Source organism: Paenibacillus praedii (genome assembly GCF_049725345.1).
GTDB lineage: Bacteria > Bacillota > Bacilli > Paenibacillales > Paenibacillaceae > Pristimantibacillus.
Genome location: NZ_JBMWAM010000009.1, coordinates 79928 through 95953 on the forward strand (window position 1 = coordinate 79928; position 16026 = coordinate 95953).

General features: G+C 47.6%; 16 protein-coding genes. 7 read left to right on the forward strand and 9 right to left on the reverse strand.

Annotated features, from left to right (window positions below):
• Nucleotides 1-72: 72 nt before the first annotated feature.
• Nucleotides 73-1155 carry a branched-chain amino acid aminotransferase gene (locus tag ACO9K6_RS10690; protein ID WP_424767548.1) on the forward strand — a complete coding sequence of 361 codons (1083 nt, stop codon included), beginning with the start codon at nucleotides 73-75 and terminating at the stop codon, nucleotides 1153-1155.
• Nucleotides 1156-1264: 109 nt separating this feature from the next.
• Here the strand turns inward: ACO9K6_RS10690 and ACO9K6_RS10695 are convergent, their stop codons facing one another.
• The 4 genes from ACO9K6_RS10695 to ACO9K6_RS10710 all read right to left on the reverse strand — a co-directional run bounded on the left by ACO9K6_RS10695 (nucleotide 1265) and on the right by ACO9K6_RS10710 (nucleotide 4033).
• On the reverse strand, nucleotides 1265-2047 hold the full coding sequence (locus ACO9K6_RS10695) for a FadR/GntR family transcriptional regulator (protein WP_424767549.1): 783 nt from the start codon (nucleotides 2045-2047) through the stop codon (nucleotides 1265-1267).
• A gap of 148 nt (nucleotides 2048-2195) precedes the next feature.
• Nucleotides 2196-2534, reverse strand: coding sequence for a MerR family transcriptional regulator (locus tag ACO9K6_RS10700; RefSeq protein WP_424767640.1), 339 nt, complete (start codon nucleotides 2532-2534; stop codon nucleotides 2196-2198).
• A 294-nt stretch (nucleotides 2535-2828) separates the two neighbouring features.
• Nucleotides 2829-3056: a hypothetical protein gene (locus tag ACO9K6_RS10705; RefSeq protein WP_424767550.1), complete on the reverse strand. Its 228-nt coding sequence runs from the start codon at nucleotides 3054-3056 to the stop codon at nucleotides 2829-2831.
• Nucleotides 3057-3070: 14 nt separating this feature from the next.
• Complete coding sequence (locus ACO9K6_RS10710; RefSeq protein ID WP_424767551.1) at nucleotides 3071-4033, reverse strand: cupin domain-containing protein; 963 nt, start codon at nucleotides 4031-4033, stop codon at nucleotides 3071-3073.
• A gap of 119 nt (nucleotides 4034-4152) precedes the next feature.
• Between ACO9K6_RS10710 and ACO9K6_RS10715 the strand changes: the two genes are divergently transcribed.
• The 5 genes from ACO9K6_RS10715 (at nucleotide 4153) to ACO9K6_RS10735 (ending at nucleotide 9328) form a co-directional block, all read left to right on the forward strand.
• Nucleotides 4153-5025 (forward strand): LysR family transcriptional regulator, encoded by an 873-nt coding sequence (locus ACO9K6_RS10715; protein ID WP_424767552.1) that lies wholly within the window; start codon nucleotides 4153-4155, stop codon nucleotides 5023-5025.
• 191 nt (nucleotides 5026-5216) lie between these two features.
• Nucleotides 5217-5918: a cyclase family protein gene (locus tag ACO9K6_RS10720; RefSeq protein WP_424767553.1), complete on the forward strand. Its 702-nt coding sequence runs from the start codon at nucleotides 5217-5219 to the stop codon at nucleotides 5916-5918.
• A gap of 60 nt (nucleotides 5919-5978) precedes the next feature.
• The gene (locus ACO9K6_RS10725; protein ID WP_424767554.1) at nucleotides 5979-7391 is read left to right on the forward strand and encodes an amidase; all 1413 of its coding nucleotides are present in this window, start codon (nucleotides 5979-5981) and stop codon (nucleotides 7389-7391) included.
• 24 nt (nucleotides 7392-7415) lie between these two features.
• Nucleotides 7416-8168, forward strand: a complete 753-nt coding sequence (locus ACO9K6_RS10730) for a 3-oxoacyl-ACP reductase family protein (RefSeq protein WP_424767555.1) — start codon at nucleotides 7416-7418, stop codon at nucleotides 8166-8168.
• A gap of 35 nt (nucleotides 8169-8203) precedes the next feature.
• On the forward strand, nucleotides 8204-9328 hold the full coding sequence (locus ACO9K6_RS10735; RefSeq protein ID WP_424767556.1) for a zinc-binding dehydrogenase: 1125 nt from the start codon (nucleotides 8204-8206) through the stop codon (nucleotides 9326-9328).
• Between the two features lie 64 nt (nucleotides 9329-9392).
• Here ACO9K6_RS10735 and ACO9K6_RS10740 read toward each other — a convergent pair whose 3' ends face one another.
• Nucleotides 9393-9827, reverse strand: a complete 435-nt coding sequence (locus tag ACO9K6_RS10740; protein WP_424767557.1) for an Rrf2 family transcriptional regulator — start codon at nucleotides 9825-9827, stop codon at nucleotides 9393-9395.
• A gap of 152 nt (nucleotides 9828-9979) precedes the next feature.
• Here ACO9K6_RS10740 and ACO9K6_RS10745 point away from each other — a divergent pair, with 152 nt between their 5' ends.
• Nucleotides 9980-10912, forward strand: a complete 933-nt coding sequence (locus ACO9K6_RS10745; protein WP_424767558.1) for an alpha/beta hydrolase — start codon at nucleotides 9980-9982, stop codon at nucleotides 10910-10912.
• Nucleotides 10913-10984: 72 nt separating this feature from the next.
• Here ACO9K6_RS10745 and ACO9K6_RS10750 read toward each other — a convergent pair whose 3' ends face one another.
• From ACO9K6_RS10750 to ACO9K6_RS10765, 4 genes are read right to left on the reverse strand one after another with little or no spacing between them, the layout of a single operon-like run.
• A complete protein-coding gene (locus ACO9K6_RS10750) occupies nucleotides 10985-12262 on the reverse strand; it encodes a sugar ABC transporter substrate-binding protein (RefSeq protein WP_424767559.1) in 1278 nt (425 codons plus the stop codon).
• Between the two features lie 55 nt (nucleotides 12263-12317).
• Nucleotides 12318-13328, reverse strand: a complete 1011-nt coding sequence (locus ACO9K6_RS10755; RefSeq protein WP_424767560.1) for an ABC transporter permease — start codon at nucleotides 13326-13328, stop codon at nucleotides 12318-12320.
• A 2-nt stretch (nucleotides 13329-13330) separates the two neighbouring features.
• Nucleotides 13331-14335: an ABC transporter permease gene (locus ACO9K6_RS10760; RefSeq protein WP_424767561.1), complete on the reverse strand. Its 1005-nt coding sequence runs from the start codon at nucleotides 14333-14335 to the stop codon at nucleotides 13331-13333.
• On the reverse strand, nucleotides 14332-15837 hold the full coding sequence (locus tag ACO9K6_RS10765) for a sugar ABC transporter ATP-binding protein (RefSeq protein ID WP_424767562.1): 1506 nt from the start codon (nucleotides 15835-15837) through the stop codon (nucleotides 14332-14334). The genes ACO9K6_RS10760 and ACO9K6_RS10765 overlap by 4 nt, the downstream gene beginning before the upstream one ends.
• Nucleotides 15838-16026: the final 189 nt, after the last annotated feature.

Genomic DNA, 16026 nt, shown 5'->3' on the forward strand with positions numbered 1-16026 from the left:
AAATAGATATTTTAAATATATCCGATGTAGTGTTAGTATTCAATTAACGATCAGTAAAGGGAGTTGGGCCTATTGCTTCAATCATTGGAAATCGAGCTAACCAAAACGAAGAAACAAAAGCCGGCAGCAGATCAGCTGGGATTCGGCAATCATTATACCGATCATATGTTCATTATGGATTATGAAGATGGAAAAGGCTGGCATAGCCCTCGCATTATACCTTATCAACCGATCGTGCTGGACCCAGCCGCTAAAGTATTTCATTATGGACAGACGATCTTTGAAGGTTTGAAAGCGTATAAAACCGACGATGGACGCGTGCTGCTCTTCAGACCGCAAAAAAACTTTGAACGCATGAACCGCTCCAACGAGCGTCTCAGCGTACCGCATGTGGATATCGATAACACGATCGATGCGTTAAAACAGCTGATCGCAGTTGATCAGGACTGGATTCCAACGGCACCCGGCACCTCGCTGTACATCCGTCCATTCATTATTGCAACGCAGCCGCAGCTTGGCGTGGCTCCATCGACACATTACTATTTCATGATCATCATGTCGCCGGTTGGCGCTTATTATTCGGAAGGCATAAATCCGGTTAAAATTTTCGTTGAGTCGGATTATGTCCGTTCTGTAAAGGGCGGCGTAGGCGAGGCGAAGACTGCCGGCAACTACGCAGCCGGTCTCAAGGCACAGGAAATCGCCAAAGAAAAAGGCTACTCCCAAGTGCTGTGGCTGGACGGCGTTCATCGCAAATATATTGAAGAGGTCGGCAGCATGAACGTCTTCTTCAAAATCAACGGAACGGTTCATACGCCTGCGTTGAATGGCAGTATTTTGGACGGCGTAACCCGCAAATCCATTATTCAGCTGTTGAAGCATTGGAATATTCCCGTCGAGGAGCGCCCCATTACCATTGAAGAGCTATATGAAGCTGGCCGAAACGGATCGCTTGAAGAAGCGTTCGGCACAGGCACCGCTGCTGTCATATCTCCAATCGGCGAGCTGAATTGGCAGGACCATGTGCTCGTTATTAATGAAGGGGTTACCGGCGAGCTTTCGAGCAAGCTCTATGATACATTGACCGGCATTCAAATGGGCAAGGTTGCAGACCCGTTTGATTGGATGGTTGAAGCGACAGTCGTTAAGGCATAAAAATGAATAAGAGCTGTCCCGGTACGTATATCGAACATCGAATATACTTCGGGACAGCTCTTTTTGTTTCCTGTCTCTTACAGAATCAAGCTACTGTTCGAGACCAACATTACATGAGCTTTAATTTTTTGATTTGATCCTCTACATCTTTAATCATCTCGTCCATATGCAGCCGCATTTGATGCTCGGCTTCACCCGGGTCTCCTTTTTTTATCGCATCTGCTATCCGCTTGTGCTGCTGCACATACTCCGCGCTCCGTTCCCTTGTAATCTGGACAAGCTGTGTTCCAAGATTCAACTCTTCATAAACCAGAATATTAAGAGAAGCGATAAGAAACCTGAGGTTGGAAGCCTCAGCCACCTTGCCATGAAAGTCCAAAGCCGGCGCAGACGGATCGCTGCAATTATCCAAGCACATTTCATGCCTTGTAATCGTGCGTTCCAATACTGTAATATTGGCTGAATTCGCCCGCAGCGCAGCCAATCGCGCAGTTTCGCATTCCAGCACCTTTCTGGTCCGCATTAAATCCAGCAATTCTGAATAATTTTGCGGTTGAGCGGCATTCATCACTTGCTTCTGCAGCTGTTCGCGCTGCACCTTTTCCGAAAGCTTAGTAATGTAGGCGGCCCCTTTCGACGTAATGACCCGCCCCTGTGCTTCGACAAGCTTCGTATATCCTTTAGCGTCCAGATTTTTAAGCAAACGTCCGATTGTCGCGGTGCTGACAATGACATTTTTTAACTCAAGCATGACTTTAAGCACCCACGAGCCGACTGGATCGCTTTTATTAAGCAAATATTTTAAAATCAAATAATTTACGATTTCAGCTTTGGACGAAAAAAGATCTACTTCATCCAATCTGGTATCATCAATATCATTTTCATGAATCAATACCCGACACTCCCTGCAGCTTGTGAGATTACAATCATTCCCATATCTTGCGTCTCATTATACATTAAAAGAGAAGATTGTACACCATTAACGTTAGATAAACTAACATGTTTTTCACATTATTAACTTATAGCAGCCAACCTTAAATTTACTTCACATTATAATTTTTATAAAATGCTGAGTTAATTTGTCCTTGTATAAGCTGCTTACGTATTTTTTCTTTCGATTGTTTTTTCTCCATGACACGAATTTCAAAGGTTTGCAATCCATCCTCCATCTTGTTTGCGATATCGACCAAACGATCAACATCATGAAAGGAATACTTGCGCGTTCCACCCGCTGTTCTCTCGGGAAAAATAAGCTTTCGTTCTTCGTAATACCTGATTTGTCTTTCGGATAATCCTGTTAACTCGCTGACTACGCCGATGGTTATCACCTTTTTATCTTTATAAGTCGCAATCTCTTCATATGGTTGTGTTTTCTCCATCACGCTTATCACATCCTTCACCTCTGGTCTCCTCATCAATGATGAGGAGGTATGCTCAAAAAAAAATAAGTATGCTCATCAATGATGAGGAGGTGCATTCAAAAAAAATTTGGCGATTAGCAATTTAAAAACATGAATGTTTGCGAACGGGAATGGCGCTTGTTCAATCCTATGTCTTTATTATACATACAAAGCTGTTCATGTATAGATATAATGTTATATAAATTAACATCATACTGTCGAATGGCCGTAATGCTTGGCATTACAGCCATTCGATTCATTGTATATCCTTTTTTAATACGGATGCTGAATGATTTTACCAACTAAGCTCACCGCATCCAGTGCTTCGATCGTCGTTAATTGAACTCGGCAGAACGGCGCTGACCTGCAGGCCAAGCATCGTCTAAAACAATCCACGATGCGGATTTCCACCAAATCCTTATGTTCCCGCCGAAGAATATCGACAGCCTCCAAGGCCGGCAGCAGCTTAAGATTTCGTTCGCAAAACTTAGCCGTTTTCATCTTACCGCTCCGATTTATTCGTCATAATGCATGAACTGAATATCCAATGTACGAAGATAGGTTTGAATTCCCGCATCCTGTATCGGAATAATGAGCGCAGGCTCTCCCGATTCATTATGGTGGGAATGCCATAAACCTGGAGGCGTGACAAATGCTTTGCCCGTTACCCAATCGACCCGGATGGGATCAATAATTTGCTTCGTAACCGGATCCAGCTTATCACCGACCAGCGTATAAGTGCCTGGCGCAGCATAAGCGACAAAATCAAGGGCGACTGACTTGTGACTGTGCGGAGCTTGATTCGAGCCTACCGGAACAATGCCGAACATCGCCCATAACACATGCGTTATCGTTAAGGTTTGGTTAAAGTTAGCGTTGTTCAGCAAAATGGAAATTCGATTCTTTAAATGAGCATCCGGCGCGTTCGACACTTCCTCCAATTTGGCTTTGGCTTCCTCAGCCGTATAAAGCGTTGGCGAAAACCGTGCTTCCGTCGCCTGAACACCTAAATACTGAAGCAGCGGCGAATCCGTAATATAGTAAATTGCCGTTTCCTCTGTTGCGGAATGGAGGCTCTTCGATCCTGCAGGAAGCGTCAGGAAATCGCCCTTCTTCCAGGTGATCGTTTCGCCATTCAGCTCCGTGCTCCCCGCCCCTGATATGATGTAATATAGCTCGCTGGTTGCATTCGGTTCCGTTGTAATCGAATCCGCCGTGTTGATTCTGATGAACTGGGCGAGAAGAGACGGACTGGTGGCCGGATAGCTTGTGTTCAGTTCGTCCGATAAATTTAAGGCTACGAAACGGGTTTCTCCCGAATGGTAGAGCTCGGGCTGAAATTCTTTGACGGGAATAGGACTAATGATCCCGCTGCCGATCGAATCCGCGGCGGATGTATATTCATAAAATAAGGCATTTTCACTCCATTTTCCGTTCTCTGTTGGGCTTAATTGTATTTTCTGTTCAGAAGCAGTCATCGTAAAACCTCCTGTCGTTTATGAATTCCATCCTATATTGACCTACCATATTTGTAAAATATATAATTTGTATTACAATAATATATTTTTCGTATAATTAAAAGGCAGGTGACTTACAAATGGAGCTTCGACAATTGCAATATTTTGTGACCTTAGCCGAAGAGTTAAATTTCACTCGAGCTGCGGAGCGTCTACGGATTACCCAGCCTCCTTTAAGCTTGCAAATTCAAAATTTAGAAAAGGAATTAGGAATTCCGCTGTTTCTGCGAAATAACCGACATGTGAAATTAACGGATGCCGGAGCCTTCTTCTCCGAGGAGGTTCGCAAGCTGCTGGATCAGCTTCACCGTACGGTCGAGAATACAAAACGCGCCCACTACGGCGAAATCGGAAGCTTGTCGGTTGGCTTTGTAGGATCGGCTACCTACGATATTCTCCCTTCGGTACTTCGGGAGTTTCGCAGCCTGTATCCCGAGGTGCAGGTGCATCTTGTCGAATTATCGACGCCCCTACAAGTCGAAGCCTTGCGAAAGGGAGAAATCGATATTGGCGTCTTACGGCCTCCCGTACCTGAAAGCAGCCTGCAAACTGAAATCGTGTCGACCGTTCCCTGCGTCTTGGCCGTTCCGAAGCAGCATCCTTTATTAGAGAACAAAAACCTGACGCTGACGGATCTTTCACCGCACCCTTACATCATGTTGTCCCGCAAAACATGGGCAGGCCTGTATGATGAAATTGTCGGACTGTGCAATCCAATCATTCAACAAGAGGCGTTCGAGTTCCAAACGGTAATTGGCCTTGTTGCCGCCGGCCTCGGCATTGCCGTCGTTCCCCGCTCCGCCATGAATTTACATACCCAGGAGGTCGTTTACCTGGAGTTAAAAGGTCTATTGCCTGTCGCCTCCATGGGCGTTACTTGGCGTTCAAAGGACCAATCGCCTTTGGTGAAAGCCTTTGTCGACATCGCCAAGAAAAATGGAGCAAGGAGTTAAACTAGAGGGAAAAGCCGCTGAATCGATTTCAGCGGCTTTTTTGTATTTCATATTGATTTTCACCCGTAGGTTGCAATCTTTTTTCATGTTAGATAACCTGACAATTTAGTACACAAAACAGTGAACCTATCCTAGTATTAAGATTATACAAGGACAATCTTATCCCAAACAAAATTTCAGGAGGTATTTACATGGCAGAACGCATTGTTGATCTTACGCTGTTAATTGAAGACAATATTCCGTCTCATAAATTGTTTCAAAGTCCGGTATTGGTCCCTCACATGACACATGACAAAACATTGGATTTGGGACTTGGCGTTCCCGGCGACCCGATGACCTTTGCCACGAACTATATCGCCACTCTCGACCATATCGGCACTCATGTGGATGCCTTTGCGCATGTTAAGCCCAATGGTGAAACGATCGATAACATGCCGCTCGAAATGTTTTTCGGGAAAGCCGTCTGCTTTGACATGACCCATATTCCAGACCTCGGTGAAATCGATGTTGCCGAGCTCGAAGCAGCGGAGAAAAAAGCGGGCGTTACCGTTGATGGCCATATCGTGTTATTAAATACCGGTCTTCATAAACGCCATTATCCTGATCGCAAAGTTTGCTGGACCAATCCGGGATTAACTGCAGAAGCGACACACTGGCTCGCGGATCGCGGCTCCAAGCTGCATGGCGTCGAAGGACCGTCTACCGACGTTCCCAGCAATGACCTCTTCCCAAGCCACCGGGTATGCCGCGATCGCGGAATTTCCCATTACGAGTGGCTCGTTAATTTAGAAGAGCTTGTCGGTAAAGGTGAATTTATGTTTTATGGTCTCCCGCTCAAATTTAAAGGCGGCAGCGGATCACCTGTCCGAGCCTATGCGATCATTAACGAATAGACAGAAGGAGCCGATCAATCGGCTCTCTTTTCACTAGCTGGCAGTAAGGAGGGCTTTGCTATGAATATCGCTAAAATGACCGCGCTCGATATTCGAACGGCCATCAGCAGCAAAACGATATCTGCCGTTGAAGTGATGTCCGATACCCTTGCGCGAATGGATGCCCTGGAGCCGGCATTGAACGCTTTTGCAACGGCTACCCCAGCGCTTGCGATGGATGCCGCCAGGGCGGCGGATCAAGCGGTTAGTCACGGCCAGGTGCTGGGGCCGCTGCAGGGTATCCCGATTTCGGTAAAGGATTTGATTCATGTCGGCGGCGTCCGAACGGCATTCGGCTCTCGCACAAGAGCTAATAATATCGCCGAAGCGGATGCCCCTTCCGTCGAGCGCGTTCGCGCCGCGGGAGCAGGCATCATCGGCAAAACGACGACAACGGAATTCGGCAGCAAGGCAGCAGGCGCTGAGAGCCCGCTTACGGGCGTCACCCATAATCCGTGGAATCTTCAAAAAAGCCCAGGTGGTTCAAGCGCGGGTGCAGCCGCTTCCGTGGCAGCCGGCATAACCCCATTCGCTCTAGGTACCGATGGAGGAGGATCGATTCGAATTCCGGCTTCACTTTGCGGGCTATTCGGCATAAAGGCGCAATTCGGCAGAGTGCCCGTTTATCCAACTAGCGCAACGCCGACGCTCGCTCACGTAGGCGTACTATCGAGATCCGTGCGGGATGCCTCTTTGCTTGCTCAGACGATTTCGGGCTACGATCCGCGCGATCCCGCCAGCGTATCTGAAGCGGTTCCTGATTTTATGGCGGCTTGCGACATGCCTTGCAAAGGAATGCGCATCGCTTGGAGTCCTACACTAGGCTATGCCAAGCCGACTGCGGAGGTGCTGCAAATTACCGAACGAGCGGCGCGGCGCTTTGAAGAGCTGGGCTGCACCGTCGAATTGGTTCCCCATTTATTTGATGATCCGGTAGATTTGTGGACAGCAGAGTTTTACACAGGCATCGGCGTCACGCTATGGGAAGAATTCCAACATAAACGCGAGCTTCTCGATCCCGACTTGGCGGCATTACTGTTGAACGGTTTTAACGAAACTGTTGAATCCTACTATGCCAAGGTGTTCCAAAGATACCGGCTGCGGGATCAAGTTCGGCGTTTTTTTCAAAACTATGATCTGCTTCTTACGCCCACTCTTCCGGTAAGCTCAATCGATGAAGGCATAAACGTCCCTCAGGAGCTGCCGGATCGCAATATTGTGTCTTGGTCTTACTACACCTACCCTTTCAATCTGACAGGTAATCCTGCCGCTTCGATTCCTTGCGGATTTGACAGCGAAGGCATGCCTGTAGGTCTTCAAATGGTAGCTGGATTCAATCGCGAGACCGATCTGTTCAAAGCGGCAGCCCGCTTCGAGGATGCTTACCCGTGGGCAGACCGGATGCCCATACTCTCATCGTCTGACCGTTTTTAACCTATAACGAAAGGAAGCCCGCTCATGAAATTAAAAGGAAAAACGGCTGTCATTACAGGAGCAGGTCAAGGCATAGGCTTAGCTATTGCCGCAGCCTATGCCAAGGAAGGAGCGAATCTTTCACTCAATCTGTATGGCAAAACACCGGAGGAATGCGCTTCGATCGTGACGGCGCTTAAAGCGTATCCTGTCGATGTCATTGTAACCGAAGGTGATATTACGTCGGAAGCAACAGTGAAGCAACTCGTCGAGGCAACGATTGAAACCTTTGGAGTCATTGATATATTAGTCAATAATGCCGGAATTATTACTGAAAGCCTGGTCCATGAAATGCCTACCGATATGTGGGACAGAATGCTCGAAATCGATTTGAAAAGCGTGTTTTTGACAACGAAGCATATCGTGCCCTATATGATCGGGCAGCGCTCGGGAAGAATCATTAATATCGCTTCCCAGCTAGGCCAAAAGGGCGGGATCAAGCTCAGTCACTATGCCGCCGCCAAGGCAGGGGTTATCGGTTTTACGAAATCGATCGCGCTCGAGCTTGGGCAATACGGCATTACGGCCAATTGCATCGCGCCCGGACCGGTCGAAACCGAGCTTTTCCTTGGACTCAGCAAAGAGTTTCAGGAGCAAAAGAGACAAGAGCTGGTCATTCCCCGCATTGGCAAAGTGGACGAAATCGCGCCAACGGCTGTTTTTCTAGCCTCCGATCCGGACGGCAATATTTATACCGGTCAAACGCTTGGACCTAACAGCGGAGATGTCATGCTGTAATAAAAATCTATCATTCGATCAGGGAGGTTATTCATATGACAGTACCGACAATATATAGATCAGAAGTAAAGAAAGGCGAGCCTGCGCCGGAAGGCATGATGAAAGCAGTCGTTTACCGGGGGAAAGGCAACCTTGCGCTGGAATATCGACCGATTCCGAAAGCCGGAATGGGCGAGGTCGTCATTCGCACGACCGCAACGACCGTTTGCGGCACCGATATTCATATTTTGCACGGCGAGCATTGGGTCGAGGATGGCCGGATTTTGGGGCATGAGCATGTCGGGATCGTGCATGAGGTTGGCGCAGGCATCGAAGGCATTTCAGTGGGCGACACGGTCATGTGCAGCTCCAATACACCATGCGGCACCTGCTTTTATTGTCAAAAGGGCATCCCCGCGCAATGCGTCGGACCAGACGGCGGCAATGAAACGCCCGGCGGCTGGATACTCGGCAACACCATCGAAGGAACGCATGCCGAATACTTTAAAATGCCCTATCCCCGATATAATTTAACAAAAGTGCCGGATGATGTGACAGCGGAGGAAGTGTTGATGATTTCCGACATTGGCTCCACCGGCATCGCAGCGGCGGAAAAAGCCGAAATTCAGCTTGGCGACGTCGTTGTCGTATATGCTTGCGGTCCTGTAGGCTTATGCGCCATCGCAGGCGCGCGGCTAAAAGGAGCAAGCTTAATCATTGGCGTGGACACGAATCCTGCAAGGATGGAAATCGCCAAGCAAATGGGAGCAGACATCGTGCTTGATTATCAGCAAACGGATGTCGTTGCCGAAATTATGAAATTGACAAACGGACGCGGCGCCGATGTCGCCATCGAGGCGCTTGGCAGACAAGAAACGTTCGAAAACTGCTTGCGGTCGATTCGAAGAGGCGGCGTCGTATCCAGTGTCGGCATCTATTCCGGCCACCTCTGCATTCCGTTCGAGACCTTTGCCGGAGGCATGGGCGATCACAGCATTGTGACCACACTCTGCCCAGGCGGAAGAGAGCGGATGTTGCAGCTCATCAAATTAGTTAAAACGCATCGGATGTCTCTTTCTTCGATGGTGACTCACCGCTATCATATCGATGATATTCTCGAAGCTTACGACACGTTTGAGCATCAGAAGGATGGCGTGATCAAGGTCATGGTCACTTTTTAATCAATAGGCTGGACGTATGTTTTTATAGCCTTTCCCGTTTGCATGCGAGCGGGAAAGGCTGCTTTCATTTGGGTAGGGGATCGAAAGCGATCCCTTGCCTCACAATATCCTCGATGGAATACGCTGATAGAACAGACTGAAATTGCTCTTCAGCCTTCGAAAGAACTAATGAAATTATTTTCTCGGTACCGGTATTGGGTACGGACCAATAAGGTGTACTCTGACCTGCGCCAGGGGCGCGATACACATCGCCAATGGTAATTTCGGATGCTTTTTTGGATAAGGTGTATCCGCCGTAGCGTCCGCTATAAGCAGTCACTAGCTCGGCTTTTGTTAACGAAGCCAATATTTTCCGAATATAAGTCGGTTCTACCTCCAATGTTTTCGCTATGACATGACTTTTTAATAAAGTGTCTGATTTAGAAAGAAGGACAAGAGCACGAATAGAAACATGAAACCAGCTCGGACCCAGATCCCCAGAATGAATCAAAAACTGCAACTTGTCCCACCTCCTGCTAAGATATTGCCTATTTATTAATACCCACTATATCACTAAAAAGCAATTGACAACCACATAAGTTTGGAACATAATTTAATTGTGAATACATTATTCACAATTAAATTGGAAGCGCATTCATAAGGAGGAGTAGTATGGATTTCGAGAGCAGAGTATTACCGGAGTTAAGACCACTGTTAGCGCTTTTTCCTCAAATGAACTTGCCCGATGACTTGCAGCTAATCCGCAGCTTCCCTAAACCTGAAATGGAGAAATCACCTCATGTTATAACAAACAGCAGAATCATTCCAGGCCCGGCCGGGGAGCTAATGGTAAAGATCTATGAACCTGCTGACAGGCCAGGCACGAGCCTGCCTGCTCTATTATGGATTCATGGCGGGGGTTATGTTCTCGGTCATCCAGACTCCGATGATGCATTGTGCGAACGTTTTGTGATGGAGGCCGGTTGTATGGTCGTTTCTGTCGATTATCGTCTCGCTCCTGAGCATCCTTATCCTGCGGCGATCGATGATTGTTATGCGGCATTGAAGTGGACGGCTGACTCTGCAGGTGAATTAAACATAGATTTGAACAGAATCGCCATCGCTGGAGCTAGTGCAGGAGGCGGATTAACGGCAGCACTTTCTTTAGTCGCCCGTGATAAAGGCGGTCCTGCTGTTTCTTTTCAAATGCCATTGTATCCGATGATTGACCATCGCAATGTAACGCCATCCAGCCATGAAATTACAGCAAGCAACGCGATATGGAATCGTGACCGCAATATTGCAGGGTGGAGCATGTATTTGGGCGAACATGCCGCCGGCGAGATTTCCCCCTATGCTGCTCCAGCCCGTGCGGAAAGCTATGCCGGACTGCCACCCACTTACACCTGTGTCGGACAATTAGATCCCTTCCGAGATGAAACCATGGAATATGTCACGCGACTGGCTCAAGCCGGCGTAGATGTCGAGTTTCATTTGTATCCTGGCTGTGTCCACGGCTTTGAAGCGCTTTTCCCGCAGGCTGAGATCAGCCAATTGGCAAGCAAAAGCTATGTCGACGCTTTGAAAAAAAGCTTTGAACGCTGAAAAATTTTGGTTTGATGATTAAAAACAGGAAAGGCTGCCGACAGCTCGGCAGCCTTTCTCACTAAGAGACAATTATTCTTTCGTCGCTACCGGAACCTCCAGCGGCTTCACAAGCTCTTCATTCACTTTGTACAGATCGGCAGGCGCCTCACACTTATCGCAGTTGATGCCAGGAGCGTTAGGCGCTTCTTTGATCGCATCCTTAGGAATTGGCTGGATTGTCGCTCCAGGCGTAGGATTGCCGTTCAACGCGGAGTCCAGTGAAATTTCCGGCACCAGAATTGGATTAAACACCTCTGTTACAAACGAAGTAGGAACCTTCGAATCCGGAAAAGCATTACAGCCGTCAACGAATTCATCGCCTTCGCACACCTTTACCTGATCGCTAGGCACCCAAGGAAGCGGATATTCCACGTTATGTGGCAGCTCCTCCTCTGAAATCGCTCCAGTTAGCAGCTCCATCATTAATTTGAAGGAATAACCTCCGTATGCAGGTCCCGCTCCAGCAGAAACGCCTTCTATTTCTTTATTTGCCAGCGCCAAGCGGAAGCCGTTGGAGTTTTCACCGACTACAGGCACCTTCTTATTGGCTTCTTTCAGCGCTTGTACGGCCCCAAATTCGCCCGCTTCCGCCCATATGCCGTCTACATCCGGATACGCAGCCAAAGCCTTCATCGTATTCGTTTTCGTTTGAACATCATCCCAGTTGCTATAGTACTCCGACACGATTTCAATGCCAGGATATTTGTTGAAAACGGACATCGCCCCTTCATAGAGCATCAGGTCGACGCCATTGCCCGCAACGCCGCGGCTCATAAATATTTTTCCTTCCCCGCCTAACAGGTTCACTAAGTACTGGGCCGTGTTTTGCCCATGCCCGGCTGTAACGTAAGTTACGTTGTAGCCGCAATTATTCGTTACCGTGCCATCATAGAAAAACATTTTCACGCCCTGGTCGCACCCTTGCTGAACAACCGCGTTAAGCGCCGTCGGCGAGATCGGCATCGCGATAATGCCGTCAGCCCCATCGGCAATCATGCTTTGCAAATCGGAAATTTGCTTTTGTGCATCCGCACCGGAAATGACCTTTTTAATTTCTACCATCTTGTCGTAAGGAGGCGTCTGGGCAAGCGCCATAATAATATTCGCCGCTTCATTTTGCCAAGCATTTCCGCTATAGCTCAGATTCAAATAAATTTTGTATTTCTTATCCGGCGCACTTTCATTTTGCGTGTTAGATGCTCCAGAAGTAGATCCTGTATTATTGCCGCATGCCGCGAGCACAATTAGTACCAACATCATACAAATTGAAACGAATGATTTGCCACGGGTAATTTTTCTTGTCGACATAAATGAAAACCTCCATTTTTTAATATCCATTTTTTTAATATCCATTTTTAATCGCTTACTGGCTTAAAGGTCTAACCGCTTTTGCTTTGGCTTTAAAGAAAAATGCGTATATATCCTTTCTCAAGAATCCTAAAACGAAAGCAATCATAAATCCGTAAATGAAGGTTTGCCAGCCTTGACTGATGCCGAGCGCTTGAATGATGGTCGAAACCGTTGTCAGCAGAATCGCCGCTCCTATGGTACCCATATAATTGCCGCTTCCTCCCGCAATCGAGGTCCCGCCGATAACCACTGCCGCAATGGAAGGCAGCAGGTAGGATTCGCCCATATTCAAGCTCGCACCGCCCGCGTATCCGACGAGCATCATTCCGGTTAATCCCGCGCACAAAGCGCTAATGGCATACGTACAAACGATTAATGAGGTCACCGGCAGGCCTGCAATTTTAGCTGCTGTCCGATTGCTTCCAACTGCATATAGCTGACGTCCGAATTTTGACAGCTTTTGAACAGCCGTTCCCACAATCGCAACCAGGACCAGTACATAAACCGGCAGCGGAATGCCTCCCAAATCCGAGGTCATCAGCTTCTCCAGGAAAGCGGGCGGCATGCCGGCCGTCGTCCCTTTTGTAAAGCCTAATATGGCGCCGGTAACAACCATCTGTGTGGCAAGTGTCATAATAAAGGACGGAATGCGAAGAAGCGTCACCCCCAAGCCGTTCACCACACCAATTAACGCTAAAATAATAAGAATGAGCGGAAAGGACCACCAGGCTGTATTGCCAGTACCTAACCAAGCGGTAGTCAAAACGCCGGATAACGTGATTAATGAAGCAACGGACAAATCCAATTCACCTAAAAGAATGACCAAGCCTTGTCCCAGGCCGACAAGAACAAGCAAAGAGGATAAAATTAAAATCGCTTCGGCTTGCTGGAAAGAGCCAAAGGAAGGGCTGATCAGCCTCGATGCCATAATCAACGCGACACTGATGGCGAATAGGAACAGAATGTAGCTGGTTTCACCCTTCATTCTTGCTTTTCCGGTAAATTTCGAAAGGTTGTTCATCATCGCTATAAAGTCTCTCCCCTCTTCGAAAGCTTGACGCTTAGACCGCCGATCAGAACAGCGGCAATGAGAATTAAACCTTGGTAAATATTCGTGTAGAAGGTAGAAACCCCAAGTACGAATAGCATTTTTTGCAGGACCGTCAATATGCCGGCGCCGACAATGCTTCCGATCACACTTCCCTTACCACCTCCAAATGTCGTCCCTCCAATAGCAACAGCTGCAAATACAAGCATCAGAAAAAGCGTGCCGCCGCTTGCATCCCCGCTTGCCGTCTGGGCGCTAAGCATAAATCCTGCTAAGCCATAAATAACACCTGCGAGAACAAAGGTTAGAAACGTATATTTTTTGACATCAATACCCGCTTGAACCGATGCGCGCTCATCTGCGCCTATACCGTAAATGTATACACCAAACGGCGTTTTTCTAAAAAACATCCATGCAGCCGCAAAAAGGAGAATGACGATTGCCGCCACTGGAATCACGCCGCCGATCAGCTTTGTTAAGCCGTAAGAAATTTCCATCGGAACGATTCCTCCCGGCGCTGGCCTGAGCACTAATGCAACGCCTTGGCACATAATCATCGTCGCTAACGTAATTGCAATCGCCTGCACGCCGCCATAGGCCACAAAAAATCCGTTAATCGCGCCGAGGATTGCGCCGGCCAAAATGACCATGATCAATCGCAGCAGCACGCCGCCGATGCCATCGCCCAAATCGCTGGACACAATGACGTTTGAGAGAATCACCATTCCTCCAACCGACATATCGAATTTACCAATCAAAATGATCAACGTCAGTCCAGTCGCCGCAATGGCCAGGGCAACCGTATTATTCAATAAATTGTTAAGGGAGAACGCAGTGAGCACATTATTGCCCGCCCCCGCATAAATCACGAATACGAGCGCGAAGATCAACACGGAGATGATCGTTCCGTTTGAGAATAAGGTAATGAGACGAGTAGATTTTGGCTTGGCCGGCTGCGTTTTTATTTCCAAAGCGGTATTCATGCCCTTACCTCCTTTGCAGTGAAATGACCTGTGGCTGCGGATAGAAGATTTTCCGAATCAAACGCCTCTCTCATCACATCCGCGACAATTTGCCCCTTATAAAAGACAAGTATGCGATCACACAAATCAATCAGCTCCGGCAAATCGGTAGAGTACCATAATACGGACCCGCCTTCCGCGGTAAATTCCTGTGCCATATGATAGAAGGCATTTTTGGTGGGGATGTCCACTCCCCTTGAAGGATCGTATAGCAGGAGATACTGGGATTCCGTCATTAAAGCTCTAGACATCAGCGCTTTTTGTTGATTGCCGCCCGACAAGGATTCGATTGGCATTTGCAAATATCGCTCCTCCAACGTCATTTTATCCGCTAAAACCTTACTGTTCCCCAGCTCACGCTTGCTCCCGATAAATCCTAACCGATTGATTTTGTTCAAGGAGGATATAGAGATATTGGAAAGTGTGCTTAGACCTTGGAAAATGCCTTCCGTTTTTCGTTCTTCGGGAATAAAGAACATTCCGTTCCTCAAGGCGCTCTTCGGGCTTTTTATTTTCACCTCGCGCTGCTCGATTTTGATGCTGCCCTCTTTCATCGGCATTAAGCCAGCCAGCAATTGGAACAGCTCATGCTGTCCTTGGCCTTCCAGTCCAGCAACGCCTAAAATCTCACCCTTGTGCAGATTAAAGCTTATATTGCGGACGGTCTTTCCGGTTAATTGCTTAACTTCTATGCCGGGATCTCTGTTCGCAGCTCTAGTTTTCGTTTTTGAATCCGATGCCTTGTCTTTAGAATCACCGATCATCATTTGGAAAATATCCGAATCCGTCACGCTGTCCAGTCGAATGGTATCAATCGATTTTCCATTCCGCAGCACCGTGCCCGTTTTGCAATATTCCCTAATCTCATTCAATCGGTGCGAAATGTATAAGATCGTTAGATCCCCATTTCCAATCCTCTCGAGTATCCTGAACAGCCAATCTGCATCCGGAAGCGCTGCCGTAGGCTCATCCAGCAAAAGAAGCTTGGGTTTATGACTAATCGCTCTCGTAATCTCCAGCTTTTGCCGCTCCGCAAGTGATAGAGTTCTCACCTCGCGAGTAGGAGCGATATGACTTAGCCCGAATTCATCCAGCAGCTCCGCCGCATAGTCATTATTTCTCCGTTTGGATATCAGACCGCTTCCTTTGTTTAAATCAGGCAATACCAGATTCTCAGCTACCGTTAAATTCGGAAGCAGACTCAGCTCTTGGAACGCGGTTGAGATCCCTGTGCTTCGGGCATCCATAATGTTCTTCGGCTGATATTGCTGTCCATTCAAAACAATCTCGCCTTCGTTAAGACTAACCAGTCCGCTTAAAATTTTAATGAAGGTTGATTTGCCGGCGCCATTCTCCCCGATAATGGCATGAAATGCTCCTTTCTCTACTTCAAAAGAGACATGATCGAGCGCCAAGGTCGCTCCATAGCGCTTGACCACCTGCCTTACCTCCAAAAAACTCATATCCATTCCCCCTCACTGCAACTGCAATTAACAATGTAAGTAGTCCTGTTCTTTACTTCTTATATGTACTTTAACAAAATAGTGACCTGCCAGATAACATTTGTGTCAGATTATATAACATGTTATTTTAAACAAACAAAAAACAGACAATAGCTTTGCCATAAGGCGAAGCTATTGTCTGTTTTCACT